Annotated in this window: 13 protein-coding genes; 4 read left to right on the forward strand and 9 right to left on the reverse strand. The window is 57.2% G+C overall.

Annotated features, from left to right (window positions below; translation table 11 throughout):
* A partial coding sequence (locus CJ255_RS23515) for a hypothetical protein (protein ID WP_165774660.1) occupies positions 1-214 on the forward strand: 214 nt, incomplete at its 5' end.
* A gap of 374 nt (positions 215-588) precedes the next feature.
* On the opposite strand, the gene CJ255_RS10355 is transcribed toward CJ255_RS23515, so the two are convergent.
* The 3 genes from CJ255_RS10355 to sucC form a co-directional block, all read right to left on the reverse strand.
* Complete coding sequence (locus CJ255_RS10355) at positions 589-798, reverse strand: hypothetical protein (RefSeq protein WP_097644029.1); 210 nt, start codon at positions 796-798, stop codon at positions 589-591.
* Positions 795-2771: a GDP-mannose 4,6-dehydratase gene (locus CJ255_RS25085; protein ID WP_245863315.1), complete on the reverse strand. Its 1977-nt coding sequence runs from the start codon at positions 2769-2771 to the stop codon at positions 795-797. Before CJ255_RS25085 ends, CJ255_RS10355 begins: the two co-directional genes overlap by 4 nt.
* A 109-nt stretch (positions 2772-2880) precedes the next feature.
* Positions 2881-4023: an ADP-forming succinate--CoA ligase subunit beta gene (gene sucC, locus CJ255_RS10370; protein WP_097644030.1), complete on the reverse strand. Its 1143-nt coding sequence runs from the start codon at positions 4021-4023 to the stop codon at positions 2881-2883.
* A gap of 592 nt (positions 4024-4615) precedes the next feature.
* Here sucC and CJ255_RS10375 point away from each other — a divergent pair.
* The gene (locus CJ255_RS10375) at positions 4616-6019 is read left to right on the forward strand and encodes a MurT ligase domain-containing protein (RefSeq protein ID WP_097644031.1); all 1404 of its coding nucleotides are present in this window, start codon (positions 4616-4618) and stop codon (positions 6017-6019) included.
* A gap of 126 nt (positions 6020-6145) precedes the next feature.
* Here CJ255_RS10375 and CJ255_RS10380 read toward each other — a convergent pair whose 3' ends face one another.
* The gene (locus CJ255_RS10380; RefSeq protein WP_097644032.1) at positions 6146-6973 is read right to left on the reverse strand and encodes a hypothetical protein; all 828 of its coding nucleotides are present in this window, start codon (positions 6971-6973) and stop codon (positions 6146-6148) included.
* Positions 6974-7102: 129 nt separating this feature from the next.
* On the opposite strand from CJ255_RS10380, the gene CJ255_RS10385 reads away from it, so the two are divergent.
* On the forward strand, positions 7103-8494 hold the full coding sequence (locus CJ255_RS10385; protein WP_097644033.1) for a phosphotransferase family protein: 1392 nt from the start codon (positions 7103-7105) through the stop codon (positions 8492-8494).
* Positions 8495-8580: 86 nt separating this feature from the next.
* Here the strand turns inward: CJ255_RS10385 and CJ255_RS10390 are convergent, their stop codons facing one another.
* Complete coding sequence (locus CJ255_RS10390; protein WP_097644034.1) at positions 8581-8940, reverse strand: rhodanese-like domain-containing protein; 360 nt, start codon at positions 8938-8940, stop codon at positions 8581-8583.
* Positions 8941-9236: 296 nt separating this feature from the next.
* Between CJ255_RS10390 and CJ255_RS10395 the strand changes: the two genes are divergently transcribed.
* Entirely contained in the window at positions 9237-10388 is a 1152-nt protein-coding gene (locus CJ255_RS10395; protein ID WP_097644035.1) for a glycosyltransferase family 4 protein, read from the forward strand.
* Between the two features lie 190 nt (positions 10389-10578).
* Here the strand turns inward: CJ255_RS10395 and CJ255_RS10400 are convergent, their stop codons facing one another.
* The 4 genes from CJ255_RS10400 to CJ255_RS10415 all read right to left on the reverse strand — a co-directional run bounded on the left by CJ255_RS10400 (position 10579) and on the right by CJ255_RS10415 (position 16173).
* Positions 10579-11340 (reverse strand): succinate dehydrogenase/fumarate reductase iron-sulfur subunit, encoded by a 762-nt coding sequence (locus CJ255_RS10400; RefSeq protein WP_097644036.1) that lies wholly within the window; start codon positions 11338-11340, stop codon positions 10579-10581.
* Between the two features lie 9 nt (positions 11341-11349).
* On the reverse strand, positions 11350-13323 hold the full coding sequence (locus tag CJ255_RS10405) for a fumarate reductase/succinate dehydrogenase flavoprotein subunit (protein ID WP_097644037.1): 1974 nt from the start codon (positions 13321-13323) through the stop codon (positions 11350-11352).
* 19 nt (positions 13324-13342) lie between these two features.
* Entirely contained in the window at positions 13343-14071 is a 729-nt protein-coding gene (locus tag CJ255_RS10410) for a succinate dehydrogenase cytochrome b subunit (protein WP_320410733.1), read from the reverse strand.
* 485 nt (positions 14072-14556) lie between these two features.
* Positions 14557-16173, reverse strand: a complete 1617-nt coding sequence (locus CJ255_RS10415; RefSeq protein WP_097644039.1) for a DUF8689 domain-containing protein — start codon at positions 16171-16173, stop codon at positions 14557-14559.
* Positions 16174-16448 lie beyond the last annotated feature (275 nt).

Genomic DNA, 16448 nt, shown 5'->3' on the forward strand with positions numbered 1-16448 from the left:
CGTACTGCAAACCTCACCCGATGCCCGCCCGGGCATCTACCTTGTCACCATGCGTAGCACCAGCACAGCGGCGATTGGGCTTGAAAGCCGCTATGTGCTGGATCGCACCGCACCGCTGCTCGAACCGGAACCGGACTTCCCCGCGCCAATCAGCGTCTCAGAGAGTATCGCCCCGGCGTTGATGCGCGTCTACCTACCCTTCGTGGTGCGTTAGAGGTGATGCGCGCTTTGGCCCTTACCCCCTACCCCGCTCCTTTCAGGTATAGAGTAGAGTTTTTGAGAAGCTTTGGATGCGGTGTCAAGAGTTTTCTCATGCAACGCGAACCAACGACCTGCTAGGTGGGCGCCGTGCAGCCACCATGCGTAGCCCCAAAGACCCAACGGCGCCCACCTGGCAGGTCTGGAGGGGCGCATGGCTCATGAGACCTAGCAGGTGCGGCGCGGTGGATTGGAGCTACCGTTGCGTTAGGGAGGCATGCGGGAACGAGGTTCCCGCACATGTTCATTAAAGTAAACGGGGATACGCGGGAACCAAGTTCCCGCGTATCCCCGTTCTTTATTGGGTATGCCCTCGTTTCTGTATCCTTATCAAAGCTCCACTTGGCTAAAGGGTTGGACGGAGTTGATCACACGGCGTGGGCCAGTATGCGCCATGGTAGAGATGGTACGCAGGTGTTGCAAGGCACTACCCGTGCGTCGGTCGAGTAGCATAACGAAGCGGGTAGCTTCGGCTACGCCAAGCCGATCTACAAGGGCGTCCCACTCTTGTTCAATCAAACGCATCTCCGCCTGGGTCATCGGTTCTGCTCCTTCAATAACTGCAGATCCGCCTCGACCATCATGCGGACGAGGTCGGGAAAACTGGTTTTGGGTTGCCATGCGAGTTCTTCACGGGCCTTGGTGGGATCGCCGATCAGCAGGTCAACCTCTGCCGGGCGCATGAAGCGCTCGTCAAGCACGACGTAGTCGTGGTAGTTGAGGCCAACATGGCCGAAGGCTAGTTCACAAAATTCGCTGACCGGATGGGTTTCGCCGGTAGCAACAACGTAGTCCTCGGGGCGATCCTGCTGAAGCATGAGCCACATGGCTTCAACATAGTCGCCAGCGAAGCCCCAATCGCGCCGCGCATCCAGGTTGCCGAGCCGCAACTCGTTGTCGAGGCCGAGTTTGATGCGTGCTACGCCGTGCGAAATTTTGCGGGTGACGAATTCAAGGCCGCGCCGTGGGCTGTTATGCACAATGATGCGGCCTACACCGGCACAGAAGTGACCGCTTGCGGTCTCAAGGTCAAAGACCCACGCTGCGCTGCTGGCAGGCTGCTCGATGCGCCTGAGGTTGTGCTCTGGCTTGGAGGCTGCGCTAACGGGCGTACTAGGCCCAAAGGTGAGTTGGTAGGTTGTCTGCTCACCACGATGCTCCACCGCGACACTCATGGGGCGGCCTTGCGCATGGTAGAGCCAGCAGAGCCCTTGTGCTAAGAGCGGGCTTGTGGTTGCCAGCCGTTCGTCCGCTGCGGCAACGTGGCCAGCAGCAGCCTGGTAGCCCTGAAGGAAGGCCATGTGCAGTTCAGGGCCACTATTGAGCACAAGGCGGGGCACGCGCTTGCTGCCAGATGCGGCATAGAGTTGCTCATGCAGCCAGCGTATGCTCGTTGGCTCACCATTGAGCGTAAGCTGGATGTGTTCCGCTGGCTGAGGCCAACCGGCGGGCAGTACCGGCATACTCGTTGTGCCAAGGAAGAGACGCGACCAGAGTTCACTGACGCGCCTGCTGCACGCCGCGTCACTTGTGGTAAAGCCGAGCGCAGCGTTGGGTAGCGCACAACCGGCGGCAGTAAGCAACCCCAAGAACTCGGCCAACTCAGGGGTCAGGACGCTCCAGGCGGGCATGGGCGGGAGCGCGGGGGCAAGTGCGACATGATCGTTGGTCTTCAAGCTACGGGCCACCCGCACCTCATGGTCGGCATCGAGCATATGATGATGGGCTGTGACCGTCACAGCGCCGCCCCGCGTCTGAAACGAGAGCAGAGTATGGTCGGGATCGTTGAGACGACGGCGGGTCGCGGTGATCGCACGGATAGCAGTCCATGCGCTCCCGTCCCAAATTTCGAGGTCGGGCACAGCAAAGCTCTGCTGATGCGGCCCTTGGCGCATGAGCGGAACAAGTTCGGCAGGGGTGACGACATCAACATAGCCCTGGCGGCGCACCACGAGCGGGGTCGTTTCACAGATACACTCGTGGTTAAAGAGGATACCAGAGCATGCGAACATATCGTAGCTCTCACGGTAGTTCACGGTAATCCAATGGCCATAGACCTTCGCGACACCGTAGGGGCTGCGTGGATAGAAGGGCGTGGTCTCCTTCTGCGGGACTTCAAGCACCTTGCCGAACATCTCGCTACTACTAGCCTGATAGAAGCGGATCGCGGGGTCCACAATGCGTACCGCATCGAGCATGCGGGTCACACCCAGAGCGGTCGTCTCGCCTGTGAAGACCGGCTGATGCCATGAGGTCTGAACAAAGGATTGGGCTGCTAGGTTATAGACCTCTTGGGGGCGACATTCGCGCAGCAGGTTAATCAGCGAAACTTCATCAGCGAGGTCACCAGTTACCAAATGCAGGTCGTGCTGAATATGCTGAATGCGCTCAAAATTGACCGTACTGGTGCGACGCACCATGCCAATGACTTCATAGCCTTTACTGAGCAACAATTCAGCGAGGTAACTCCCATCCTGCCCGGTAATGCCGGTGATAAGGGCACGTTTAGCCATGCTCGTACTTTTCTCCACATAACAAACGTCCCCAGGCTACCGCAGCGACGCGGCGGGACGAGCGCCAACAGCGGCGCGGCACCTCCTGGGGACGTTAGACGATCGAGATTTAGGGCGTAGCCTGGGCTGCCGCGACGGCTTTCTGGGCTGCTTCGGCGAGGCTTGTGGCCGGAATGAGTTGCGATTCGGCTAGAATCTTCAACCCTTCGGCCTCATTGGTGCCGGTGAGGCGTGCCACGAGGGGCACATTGGTGGGAACCTCCTCGAGTGCGGCAATAATCCCACGGGCAACTTCATCAACGCGGGTAATCCCGCCGAAGATATTGAACATGACCGCCTTCACATTGGGATCAGCAAGAATGATCCGCAGGGCGGTTTTGACCTTCTCTTTGTTAGCACCGCCACCAATATCAAGGAAGTTGGCCGGTTCACCGCCATAGAGCTTCACGACATCCATAGTAGCCATAGCGAGGCCAGCACCATTGACCATACAGCCAATATTGCCATCAAGCTTGATAAAGGTCAAATCGGCTTCGCGCGCAACCCTTTCGGCCTCCGGTTCATCGGAGGAGTCACGCAGGGCGGCAAGTTCGGGATGGCGAAAGAGGGCGCTCTCATCGAGCAGCACCTTGGAGTCGAGCGCCTGGAGGCTCCCATCATCGCGGATGACCAGTGGGTTGATTTCCACCAACGAGGCATCACTCGCAACGAAGGTGCGGTAGAGCGCACTGGCAATCTGGGCAAACTGACGCGCCTGCTTACCATCAGTCAATCCAATCGAAAAGGCCAATTCACGCGCTTGGTAATCTTGGAGGCCCAACGTCGGATGGGCAGGAATTTTGATAATAGCTTCTGGATTGGTCTTAGCGACCTCTTCAATCTCGACCCCACCCTCAGCCGATGCGATCATCATCACATGCTTCGTAGCACGATCAAGAATCGCACTGAGGTAGATTTCTTTTTGATACGTAATTGCCTCGGCTACGAGCACCTTTTCGACGGTAAGCCCTTTGATCTGCATACCAAGAATTTGGCTTGCAACCTGTTCAGCCTCAGCGGGCGTAGCGGCCAGTTTTACACCGCCAGCCTTACCGCGACCACCAACAAAGACCTGGGCCTTGACCACCACGCCGCCGCCGATACTTTCGGCTATGGAACGAGCCTCAGCGGGGGTTGTTGCGACCCCACCGCCAGTGACGGGAACACCATACTTTGCCAGCAGATCACGGGCCTGATACTCATGCAGCTTCATGCGCGCAAGCTCCTTGTTTCCTCCAGCCCCATAGAAGTTGTCTGAAAAGCTAGTGAGTACGCGTTGGAGTGCCGACTTTAGCCGGCTGAAGCCGGCACTCCAACGCTAGCCCATCGATTTTTCAGACAGCCCCATAGCTAGAGGTGGTGCGTAACCGAGTTACGATCTTCGCCGCTCTCGTGGTCGGTAATCTCGTTACAACAGTGAAGTTTCCACATTCTAAAATATGGTAGCATAGGCTCAAAGCCTCTGTCAAACGTTTGCCCCTGTACAAAGAGGGTGCAAAGAGTTGATCTTGTAGCTGTTCAGCATTGGGGTAAGGCACAAGCCTGGGAGCGAGAGCATCCTGCCCTTGTTTTCAGATGTAGAATGCCGGCTTTAGCCGGCTGAAGCCAGCACAGACGTGGAATGCCGGCTTTAGCCGGCTGAAGCCAGCACAGACGTGGAGTGCCGGCTTTAGCCGGCTGAAGCCAGCACAGACGTGGAGTGCCGGCTTTAGCCGGCTGAAGCCGGCACTCCAACGCTAGCCCATCGATTTTTGAGATAACCTCACAAGGCAAGCTCAATCCAAAGTAGCCTGAAATTATTCCATATGTTTCAATTAACACATGTTATTGCAACCCACACAGGTAAATTGACGGGTCAGATGATTCGTCGGTTGCGGCTTGGTGGTGGTACGAATCTGCCAGGGAGTTTGGCGCGGCGGGTGGCACCAGATGTGCTGCGAACGTTGAGTGCAACACTGCCTCAGGGGGTGGTGTTGCTTTCGGGTACGAATGGCAAGACGACGACGAGTCGTATGCTGGCTGATATGTTGCAGGCTGCGGGCTTGCAGGTGCTGCACAATCGCGCCGGGGCCAATCTGATTGAGGGGCTCACCACGACGGCCTTGGCCGCAACCGATTGGCGCGGACGTACCAAGGCCGAGCTTGGGCTGTTTGAGGTGGATGAAGCGGCGTTGCCCCAAGCAATTGATGAGACCGCTCCGCGCCTGGTGGTGATCCACAATCTCTTCCGCGACCAACTGGATCGTTATGGCGAAATTGATACGGTAGCGCGGGCGTGGCGTGCGGCCCTGGCTACGCTCCCCGCAACGGCAACGGTGCTGCTCAATGCTGATGATCCAGCGGTGGCTGCGTTGGGCGCTGGCTTAACAGCGCAGGTCTGCTACTACGGTTTGGATGATGCACAGCATGCGACGGGGGCCGTAGCCCATATTGCCGATTCGCAGTTCTGTCGGCAATGTGGGCAGCGCTATACCTACCCGCTGGCCTTCTATGCCCACATTGGCCACTACCACTGCCCCGCGTGTGGTCACCAACGCCCGGCAGCGCAGGTCGCGTTGGCCCGCTTGGAACTGCATGGCGCAGCAGGTAGCCAACTCTACCTGCGCTACCCTGGGGGGGCGCTAGAGCTTGCGCTGCCACTACCGGGGCTCTACAACGCCTATAACGCTAGTGCAGCCTTTGCGGCGGCCCTCGCCTTGGGCCTGAGTCCCGCAGTGGCACGCAACAGTCTGGAACAGTTCAGTGCCGCTTTTGGGCGCATCGAGCGGGTGAATCTCGGAGGGACACCACTGCTCATTGCGCTGATCAAGAATCCGGTTGGTGCCAGCGAAACGGTGCGGATGCTGCTCAATGCAGACAGAAGCACAGCCAGCAATCTGCACCTGCTGATCAGCATCAACGACCGCCTCGCCGACGGCACCGATGTCTCGTGGCTCTGGGATGCCGACTTTGAAATTCTAGCCGGCCATGTTGCCCATGTCACGGTCACGGGTACCCGCGCAGACGATATGGCCGTGCGCCTCAAGTATGCCGGGCTTGAGCCGCAACGCCTCACGACCATTCCTGCCCTCGATCAAGCGCTCGACCATGCGCGCAAGCAACTTCCAGCGGGAACTACCCTCTTTGCGCTGCCCACCTACACCGCCATGCTCGAACTGCGGGCGCTCCTTGCCGCACAGGGTTGGGTGCAGCACTTTTGGGAGGAGTGATCATTCCATTGCAAGTCGCCCACCGCCTCAGGTGAAAATCTGTTCGATTTCGAGCGTATGGACGAGGTGGAAACGTGGTTACAGATGAGGGGATAGCCTATCAAAGTTCTTGATCATGCGGCATGTTCAAGGGTAATTGCTATTAGTCTGCATCAAGCCATGTAGCAGTTCACTGAGGGCAGTGCGGGCGGCGGCAGCAGCCGCACTGCCATCGTCATAGCGTCCGGGGCGGGCGCTGCCAAAGCTCGCTTCGTGGGCTAAACTTGGCCCCTGCGCCTCACGGTTGGCCTGTTCTGCCAGGGCTACCAGTGCGTCACGGCTGTTACTGAAGAAGACATAGTGTTCAATTATGGTAAAGACGCTTGTGAGGTTGGGAGGGCCATGCTGCTGACTGTAGATCGTTCCTGCACCATGCTCCTCGCGCACCAATTGTTCACCTTGGGCGCTGCGAGCCGCATAGTGCTGTTCGAGGAACGCTTCAGCTTGGGGATCGTTCTTCGAGCCAAAGAAGACCAAGATTTCAGCATCGCGCAGCAGAACCTCTGCGGGCTGAGCGGCGGCCAGCGTATCCGCATTGAACCCACGGATCGCCACCCCCAACTCACTGCCCAACCAGACGCCCATATTGTCGGGGCCCAATGGCACAACTGCGAGATCAATCACGCCGCGCAGCAGCGCATCATGCTCAGAGATGCCCAACTCTTCACGCAGAATCTGGCGTAACTCAGCCACTTCCAGCACATGCCCCACATTAGGCGTCACCGCAAGGTAGAGCTGCGTATCGGCGGGCAGCAACTCCGGCACTGTCGGCCCGCGTGCCGCTAGGATCAGCCAAGCAAACGCCAGCGCCCCAATAATGATCGCCGTAACCGTGATGCCTAAACCACCCAAAAAGGCATAGCCCAGCCCCCGCTCGCGGGCTGGGTGGCTTGCACTGGCAAGCGAGTTTGTCATAGCTCTACTCCAATGGAAGCGGCTGCACCGCCTTCCAAAAACGAGGTTTGGGGCGCAGCCCCAACGTTGACGTAGCCCTCAAGCGGGTATGGTACCATAGCTAAAAGGAGAACAGGAAAACAGTTGCTCATGAGCGCCATTGCGCCAATCGATTGCGAGAACCACCTCATTTTTATGCATCCCGACTATGCGGGCTGTCTGCTGCTGCAAAGCTCACAGGGCTGGCACTTGCCAGTTATGCATGAAGGTCAACGTCGGCTGTGGCAAGAACTTGGCCACCTGCATGCCTGGCTAGAGCGCCAAAAGATTCCGGCCACCATTCTCCGCTGTGTTGATCTCGCCTACCAACCCGATCGCGAATTGGTCTCCAAGGTTTACGGGGTGCTGCTGCGCGATGTGGCCTGGGTGCCACCAGCAGGGGCGCGTTGGGTGACCCAAGCAGAACTGGACGACCTCGCGTTCCTGCATGAAAGCCACCGTGCGCTACTCCATGCTTGGTTTCGTTGGTACACCGGCGATCCATCAGCCCTGCGGCCACCATGGTATCAGCCAGATTGGTATGGGCAAGCCCTGGCTTGGGCCAACACCTCACTGACGCGCCTGGGCCTAACACCCACAGGTGCGCCCACGCAGGTGCGCTCGTGGCAACGTTCGGCCATGCTGCGCTTCCCAACGGCAGAGGGCGAGATCTACATGAAGGCGGTGTTGCCGATCTTTCGCCATGAGCCGGGCCTAACCGCAGCGTTAGCGCAGCAACATCCAGGCTATGTGGCCCAACCATTGACACTTGATCCCGTGCGGGGTTGGATGCTCATGGCCGAATTGCCTGGCCCCAAGCTGGCCACGCTACGCGAAGAGGACGATCTGCCCCATTGGGAGGCGGCGCTCGCTCGCTTGGCCGAGCTTCAATTGGCTAGTGTGCCCCGCTATGCTGAACTGCGCGCCTTGGGATTGCCAGAGTACCCCCTAGAGCGCCTAGCCGCTCGCTTGGAACCGCTGTTGGCCGATCCTGCTGCCGCACTCCCCGACCGCCCTGCTGGGCTGTCGCCCAGCGAATGGACCGCCTTGCAGCATTTGGCTACCCGGGTGGCTACCTTAAGTACCCAATTGGCCGCCTACGACCTCCCGACCGCCCTAGAGCATGGCGATCTCTGGGCGGGCCAGGTGATCGTAGGGCCGCAGGGTAGTAGTTTTCTCGACTGGAGCGCAAGTTCACTCACCCACCCCTTCTTCAGCCTGTTGCTCTTCTTGGTTGAAATTGAGGACTTCTTCCCCCGCGAGCGCGGCATCCGTGAACGGCTGCGCGATGCCTACCTGGAGCCGTGGGGTGCCTATGCCCGTGGGGCCAAGCTCACCCAAGCCTTCGAGTTGGCTCAACCACTCGCAGCATTACACCATGCACTAATCTACCACAGGATCGTCTTGCCCAACCTAGAGATCAAGTGGGAATTGGAACTCCTGTTGCCCTTCTACCTGAAAATGGCGCTGCGTTTGCAGCCAGATTATACCAATTACCCTTGAACATGCCGCATGATCAAGAACGCGAAAGCCCATTGGAACGCCATGTTCGGCAATCTACAATCTGGAATCTACAATCGTAAATGGTATTACCCCTGTTTCATCGGCAAGCCCGCTTGCGCCCAAGCGATCATGCCGCCCGTCAAGTTTATTACCTCACTAAAGCCTTGGCGCGCCAACTGTTCGGCAGCCACCCCGCTGCGATTCCCGGAGCGACAGATACAGACAATTGGGAGATCGCGGGGCAGTTCGCTCTGGCGCGTAGCCAACATCGGCAAGGGCAAAAGGTGCGAACCGGCAATATGTCCATCGCCACTATACTCCTCTGCCGAACGTACATCCAACAGATAGAAGCGCTCACCTGCGTCGAGTCGTTGCTTCAATTCATTCACACGTATATTCTTTGTCTCCGCCGCTGGCTTGCGTGCGCCAAAAAGATTGCGTAGCATGGTTGCTTCCTTCTCTAACGATGAGCTTGACATTGGGCTGTAGTGTACCAAACCTGCAAGGGTTTGTCATTCGATGTCAACGTTACCTCTCGTTGTCTTTCAATTTGGCGGCTTCGCCGCCAAATTGAAAGACAACGAGAGGGCTTGGGGCGTAGCCCTACCGAAATGGTACAAGTGCTGGTTATGGTATGATGGACTGAACCAACCCAGCCGTGACGTGTGAAACGAATGAAAAACGTATAATTGTTGCTTTTGATGCGGATTTTCACACAACTAGCTAACGCGGAGCCCAGGCCGTGCAGATTGTAATCAACGGCAGCTTTTGGGGGCAACCCAATGTTGGTAGCGGCCAATATCTCCATGGGCTTGTGCGCTGGTTGCCCCAGGTAGCCCCCCAGTACCGCTATCTGCTGCTCGTGCCCGCTCGTAGTCCAAGCGGGCCACCGCCACCCTCCGGGGTGCATTTGGTACGCCTACGCAGCCCCCTCGACCGCCTGGGGGCTAATCTGGCCAAGCTCAACTTTGAGCAATTCACTGCTCCCGCTGCGGCCTGGCGCCTCACCTGCTACCAAGGGCCAGCCGTGCTGCTCACTCCCTACTTTGGGCCTCCGCTTAGGGCTAAACTGCCCGTTGTTACCACTGTGGGCGACATCATTCCCCTGTTGTTGCCCGAATATCGCGGTGGTGCCCATGTACGCGCCTATATGGCCCTCGTGCGTCAAGCAGTACGGCGCAGCAACCATGTTCTCACCTTTTCAGCCTGGAGCCGTAACGATATTCTCAAACACCTACGCCTCCCCGCCGAGCGGGTTACCTCCATCCATCTCGCGGCGGGTGATCAGTATAGCCTTGGCGACCAGACCGCAGCCCGTGCCGCAGTTGCAGAACGGTATGGCCTCGTCGAACCCTTTGTCTACTATGTTGGCGGCCTCGATGCACGCAAGAACCTTGGTACGCTCCTGCGCGCCTTTGCGCTGCTACGATCACGCGGGGTACGCGCTACCCTCGCCATTGCTGGGCGTACCCTTGGCCGTGATCGCCAACTCTTCCCTGATCTCGATGCGATGATCGCCGAACTTGATCTTAGCGCGAGCGTGCGGCGCATTGATGTGCCCCCTGAAGATGGGCCACTACTCTACCGCGCGTGTAGCGTCTTTGTCTTTCCTTCGCGCTATGAGGGCTTTGGCTTACCACCGCTCGAAGCTATGGCCTGTGGTGCGCCGGTCATCGTCAGTGATGCCAGTAGTCTGCCCGAAGTGGTTGGCCCGGCGGCCCTGCGCGTTCCCCCCGATGACATCATTGGCTGGGCCGCTGCACTCGGACGGCTGCTCGGTGATGCACACCTACGCAATGAACTCAGTAACCACGGCCTCAACCAAGCCGCCCGCTTCTCCTACCGTCGTGTCGCCGCTCATACCCTCGCCATCCTAGAGCGCGTTGCACGGTAGATGCAGAGCATTGAACCACAGAGACACAGAGCAGGGTATTGAACCACAGAGGCACAGAGAACACAGAGCAGGGGGGGGCATGGCAAGCACGCACCATTGTTGACACTCCCTCCGTACCATCTCTGTGCCCTCGGTGCCTCTGTGGTTCAATCCTCGGTGCCTCTGTGGTTCAATCCTCGGTGCCTCTTCCCTACTTCACCACGGGCTCAATGCCCTTGAGTGCTGCAATCACGAGGTCGCGGTTGAGCATGGCAATCGTGTCGAGGCTGATCTCCTTGGGGCAGACCGCCGCGCACTCGCCGATATTGGTGCAGTTGCCAAAACCTTCGGCGTCTTGCGTTGCCACCATATTGACGACACGCTGGTGGCGTTCCGCTTGACCCTGGGGCAGGTGGCCCAAGTGGGCGACCTTGGCCGCTGTGAAGAGCATGGCCGAACCATTGGGGCATGCGGCGGCACATGCGCCACAGCCGATGCATGCTGCCGCATCCATAGACTTATCGGCGTCTGGTTTGGCCACAGGAATGGCATTCCCATCGGGGGCCGAGCCGGTCGAGGCGCTGATAAAGCCACCGGCCTGAATGATGCGATCAAAGCTCTCACGATCAACCACGAGGTCCTTGATGATCGGGAAAGGCTTGGCGCGCCACGGCTCAATCGTGATCGTCTCACCATCCTTGAAGCTTCGCATATGCAATTGGCATGTGGTGATCGCCTCTTTGGGCCCATGGGCAACGCCGTTGATCATGAGCGAACACATGCCACAGATGCCCTCACGACAATCATGATCAAAGGCAATTGGGTCTTCGCCCTGCATGATCAAAGCCTGATTGACCTCATCGAGCATCTCAAGGAACGACATATCAGGGCTGACATGATCAGCCGGGTAGGTCTTCAATTCGCCCGGCGTGCTGCCGTTCTTCTGGCGCCAGACTTTTAGCGTCAATTTCATAGCATCTTCCTACTTATAGCTACGCTGGCTCGGCTTGACATACTCGAACTCCAACGGTTCCTTATGCAACTCCGGCTTGCTCAGGTTGCCAGTGAAGGCCCAAGCCGACACGAACGCACAATTCTCGTCGTCGCGCAACGCCTCGCCATCTTCAGTCTGGCTCTCTTCACGAAAGTGGCCACCGCAGGACTCAGCACGGGTCAGGGCATCCATGCACATCAATTCGCCCAACTCTAGGAAGTCGGCGACCCGCCCGGCCTTCTCTAGCTCTTGGTTGAGTTCACCGCCCTCACCGGGGACGCGCACATTCTCCCAGAATTCGGAGCGCAGCTCAGGGATGCGCTTGAGCGCCTTGCGTAGCCCGGCTTCGTTACGCGCCATGCCACACTCGTCCCACATGATCTTGCCCAACTCGCGGTGGAACGAGTCGACCGTGTGCTCACCTTTGAGCTTCAAGAGTTTCTGGGTGCGCCCTGCGACTTCGGCTTCAGCCTGGGCAAACGCGGCATCGCTCGTATCCAACCCGCCCGGCTTAATCTGAGCCAAGAAGTTAGCAATCGTATAGGGTAGCACAAAGTAGCCATCGGCCAAACCCTGCATCAGCGCCGAGGCACCCAAGCGGTTGGCCCCGTGATCCGAGAAGTTGGCTTCACCAGCCACAAACAGGCCGGGGATGGTACTCATCAGGTTGTAGTCTACCCACAGCCCGCCCATCGTGTAGTGAATCGCCGGATAGATGCGCATCGGCGTCTCATAGGGATCTTCACCCGTAATCTGGGCATACATATCAAAGAGATTACCGTAGCGTTCCACAATCTTGGGCTTACCCAAACGCTTAATGCTATCGGCAAAATCGAGGTAGACCCCCAAGCCACTGGAGCCAACGCCACGCCCTTGGTCGCAGACATGCTTGGCATTACGCGAAGCCACATCGCGAGGTACAAGGTTGCCAAAGGAGGGGTAGCGCTCCTCAAGGTAGTAGTCGCGCTCGCCTTCAGGAATCTGGCTGGCGGGGCGGCTATCGCCCTTCTTCTTTGGCACCCAGATACGCCCATCGTTGCGCAGCGACTCACTCATCAGCGTCAACTTGCTCTGATGGTCGCCGGTGACCGGGATGCAGGTAGGGTGAATTTGGGTAAAGCAGGGGTTACCAAAGAATGCCCCTTTGCGATGGGCGCGCCAGATCGCCGTTGTGTTACAGCCTTTGGCATTGGTACTCAGGTAGAAGACATTGCCATAGCCACCAGTGGCCAGCACCACCGCATCGGCAACGTGGCGTTCAATCTTGCCCGTCACCATATCGCGGGTAATAATGCCGCGTGCGCGCCCATCAACCACCACCAGATCAAGCATCTCGGTACGCGAGAACATCTTCACGCTACCAGCGGCAATCTGGCGCTCAAGGGCTTGGTAGGCCCCTAGCAGCAACTGCTGTCCCGTCTGGCCACGGGCATAGAAGGTGCGCGACACCTGGGCACCACCGAAGGAACGATTATCGAGGTAACCGCCATACTCACGGGCGAAGGGCACACCCTGGGCCACACACTGGTCAATGATATTGACCGAAACCTGGGCCAGGCGGTAGACATTGCTCTCACGGGCGCGGAAATCGCCCCCCTTCACCGTATCGTAGAAGAGCCGGTAGATCGAATCGCCATCATTGCGATAGTTCTTCGCCGCATTGATCCCGCCTTGGGCGGCGATACTATGGGCGCGGCGCGGGCTATCCTGGTAGCAGAAACACTTCACATTGTAGCCCTGCTCACCCAACGTAGCTGCCGCAGCACCACCGGCGAGGCCCGAACCAACGACAATCACCGTATAGCGCCGCCGGTTAGCCGGATTGACCAACTTCATCTCAAAGCGATGCTTATCCCAACGCTGCTCAATCGGCCCAGAGGGCTGCTTGGAATCAAGACTAGCTACAAATTCCATGGTGCGCGTGCCCGTGCGGGTTTTGGTCTCTTGTTTTGGTTTACTCATTGATCACTCCTCACTCGCCTTACACTGGCTGGATCACCCCGGTTAGCACCGCAACTGGGAAGGAGATATTGCCAACTACCACCACGGCACAGACCACAACCGCAAGTCCGCGCAGCAGGGTATTGTAGGTTGCACTATTCAACCCCAACGTCTGGAACATACTCCACACCCCATGGAAGAGGTGGAAACCCAGAAAGACCATAGTCACAATGTAGAAAAGCGAAATTGGTACGTTCTGGAAACCATAGATAACATTGTTATAGATGTCATAATTACCACCGCCAGGATGGTTAAACTGACCCGCTGCGTAGCCTACCACCCCAAAAGTGAGATGCAAAACGTGGAAAATGATAAACAGAAAGATCAAAATCCCACCATAGCGCATCGTATAGGCCGCATAGCTCGTGTGGCGCTTATGCTCACTATAGCGCTTCATGCCACCAGTTGCCTTACGGCTCTGCGTCACCAAGGCTGAAGCCGACCAGACATGCAACACCACAGCCGCAATCAAGACCAAGCGGGCCACCCAGAGCAGGTGTTCATAGCCAAAGACCGGGGAGCCCAAGTAGCGCAGCCCTTCGGCATACTTGTTGAACTCATCCGGCCCCATAAACATCTTGGTATTGCCGTACATGTGAAAGACCACAAACCCCACTAGGATACACCCAGTGAGCGCCATGATCACCTTTTTTCCGACCGACGTCCGGTGAAGAGTAAGCACCCCTGTCATCATCAACTTCCTTCCCATGCGAGGCACGCGCAAACGGCGCGTATGCGTCGGGCTAACCAACACACCACGGCTTGCTTCAGCGGCTATGGCTTTCTAGCCTGTAGAACAGGTGCAACTTGCAGCTACGCAGAGGCCTTCATGAGCGCACTGTTTCGATGGTAGGAATTATAACCAAAAGATCGCGGATTGTCGAACAGGGAGAATTTTCGTTGGATTTGAACCACAGAGGCACAGAGAACACAGAGAATTTGAACCACAGAGGCACAGAGAACACAGAGAATTTTTTATTAGGGGGTGATTTCATGCCACTTTACCGTTTGGAGGCATGCAGCGCATCCTGATATCGCAAACCTATTTTCTATTTTCTATTTTCTGTATCCTTCTCTTAGGTAGCCACACACTACGGTATGTGGCTACCAACTCCAACCATCTCTGCCCTCTGTGTCCTCGGTGCCTCTGTGGTTCAACCCCTCTGTGCCCTCTGAACTCTGCTCTGCTCTGCTCTACATGTCCAGGCGCACCTTAGCCCCGAAGTTCTTCTTCTCCTTATTGGGGAAGTAGGTCAAACATGCGGCATCAATCAGGTCTGCACTGAGGGTTGGGGTCTCCATGTTGTAGCGTGCAATCGAAATGAGTTGGTCGAGAATATCACGCGGCTGGCACATACGGAAGGGGCGCTCGTCGGGCAGATACCATTTGGCAATCAGGTAGCTCACGCTGCGCTCATCGTAGGGCACCTTGCGTACCTTACACATAATCTTCCAGATGTCGCGGAACTGATCTTCAGTGGGGTCAATGATCTCAAACTTGAACTTGATGCGCCGGAGCAAGGCATCGTCGCCCAAGTCGTTCGGATCAAGGTTGGTTGAGAACATGATCAACTGGTCAAAGGGGATCTGGATTTTTTGCCCGGTCACGGTATTGAGGAAGTCGTACCGCTTCTCAAGGGGCACAATCCAGCGATTGAGCAGGTCAAAGACGCGCACCTGTTGGCGTCCAAAGTCGTCAATCAGGAAGATGCCACAGTTGGCCTTCATCTGAAAGGGAGCCTCGTAGATGCGCGAGGTTTCGTTAAAGACCAGATTGAGTTGGTCAAGCGTCAACTCACCACCCACAATCACCACTGGGCGCGAGATGCGAACCCAGCGCTTATCGTATTCGACCCCTTCCTTGAGCGCAAAGCGTGGCTTCTCGTGGACAATGCTGTCGAACATCTTGATCACCGCACCATCGGCATAGATCGTATTTGGGATAAAGATGTCATCGCCCATCAGGTGGGTAATGCGCTCGGCAATGGTTGTTTTGCCATTGCCCGGATAGCCAAAGAGCATCATCGAAGAGCCAGAGTTGACCGCTGGGCCAACCATGTTCAGGATCGATTCGTCAATCACCAAGCCCTCAAAGGCATCACGGATATTGCGCCGCGTCACCTTCACATTTTTTACCGTCTGGGCCTTGACCGACTCGAACCAATCATTGATGTTGACCGGGCATGGCCCGGCGTACTGGGTCTTCTTGAGGGCCGCCAGGGCCGCTTCACCGCCACGGGCGGTTAGGGCGTACTCATAGTTAATATCGCCAAAGCCCTTTTGCCCAATGATGTCAATCTGCTCAAGGTTGCGCAGATCAATGATCAACTGCTCCACAATGCGGTAGAAGAGGCAGAGATCATCCGCAATCTCGCGCCCGGTGGCGCGCCCCTTGTTGTAGAGCAGGCGCAGAAAGTGTTCAGTGAGGAAAGTACGGTTCAGCCCGGTCTCTTCAATGGTAGCTGGCTCCTCCGGCAAGAAGCTATTATTCATCTGCGGGCGGGCCTCTTCATCGCTGGGCGGCGGATCGCCAATCGCCCGCAAGGCCGCAATATTCTCGCCCCGCTCACGTGCCTCAGCAATCGCCTGCTCCAAGTCCTGAATGTGCATCGCCAAGTGCAACATGGCATCTTGGTCTTTCTTTGCCTGAGCCTCTTTGTAACAGGCATAGACCGCTCGCGCCACTGTGTACTTGACCCCATCTACATAGAGGTGGTGCAAATAGTCGAAATTGCGTACATAACAGTCACGTGAGTGACCCCGTCGGGACTGCATCTCCTCATAGGATTTCTGATCGAGCAGGAAGCGCATCGAAGACCTCAACAATCACTGAATGAATTGGCCGAAGGGTTGTAGCCTTACTATACTTCTTTGCTATTACCAAACTTGCTTTACCGTCGTAGTGCCGACTTTAGTCGGCATCCGGGGGTTGTCAGCGACCTCAGCCGACTAAAGTCGGCACTACACTATGGCGCAACAGGGTAAGGCTACTTCTAGGCAAACCCAAGGCTTTACCGTCGTAGTGCCGACTTTAGTCGGCATCCGGGGGTTGTCAGCGACCTCAGCCGACTAAAGTCGGCACTACA

The organism is Candidatus Viridilinea mediisalina, from assembly GCF_002532535.1.
GTDB lineage: Bacteria > Chloroflexota > Chloroflexia > Chloroflexales > Chloroflexaceae > Viridilinea > Viridilinea mediisalina.

Excerpts from the sequence above, each read along its gene's own strand:
- CJ255_RS10410 (WP_320410733.1), bottom strand. The coding sequence starts at position 14,071 with ATGGGAAGGAAGTTGATGATGACAGGGGTGCTTACTCTTCACCGGACG.
- CJ255_RS25085 (WP_245863315.1), bottom strand. The coding sequence starts at position 2,771 with ATGGCTAAACGTGCCCTTATCACCGGCATTACCGGGCAGGATGGGAGT.
- CJ255_RS10355 (WP_097644029.1), bottom strand. The coding sequence starts at position 798 with ATGACCCAGGCGGAGATGCGTTTGATTGAACAAGAGTGGGACGCCCTT.
- CJ255_RS10385 (WP_097644033.1), top strand. The coding sequence starts at position 7,103 with ATGAGCGCCATTGCGCCAATCGATTGCGAGAACCACCTCATTTTTATG.
- CJ255_RS10400 (WP_097644036.1), bottom strand. The coding sequence starts at position 11,340 with ATGAAATTGACGCTAAAAGTCTGGCGCCAGAAGAACGGCAGCACGCCG.
- CJ255_RS10415 (WP_097644039.1), bottom strand. The coding sequence starts at position 16,173 with ATGCGCTTCCTGCTCGATCAGAAATCCTATGAGGAGATGCAGTCCCGA.
- CJ255_RS10380 (WP_097644032.1), bottom strand. The coding sequence starts at position 6,973 with ATGACAAACTCGCTTGCCAGTGCAAGCCACCCAGCCCGCGAGCGGGGG.
- CJ255_RS10405 (WP_097644037.1), bottom strand. The coding sequence starts at position 13,323 with ATGAGTAAACCAAAACAAGAGACCAAAACCCGCACGGGCACGCGCACC.
- CJ255_RS10390 (WP_097644034.1), bottom strand. The coding sequence starts at position 8,940 with ATGCTACGCAATCTTTTTGGCGCACGCAAGCCAGCGGCGGAGACAAAG.
- sucC (WP_097644030.1), bottom strand. The coding sequence starts at position 4,023 with ATGAAGCTGCATGAGTATCAGGCCCGTGATCTGCTGGCAAAGTATGGT.
- CJ255_RS10375 (WP_097644031.1), top strand. The coding sequence starts at position 4,616 with ATGTTTCAATTAACACATGTTATTGCAACCCACACAGGTAAATTGACG.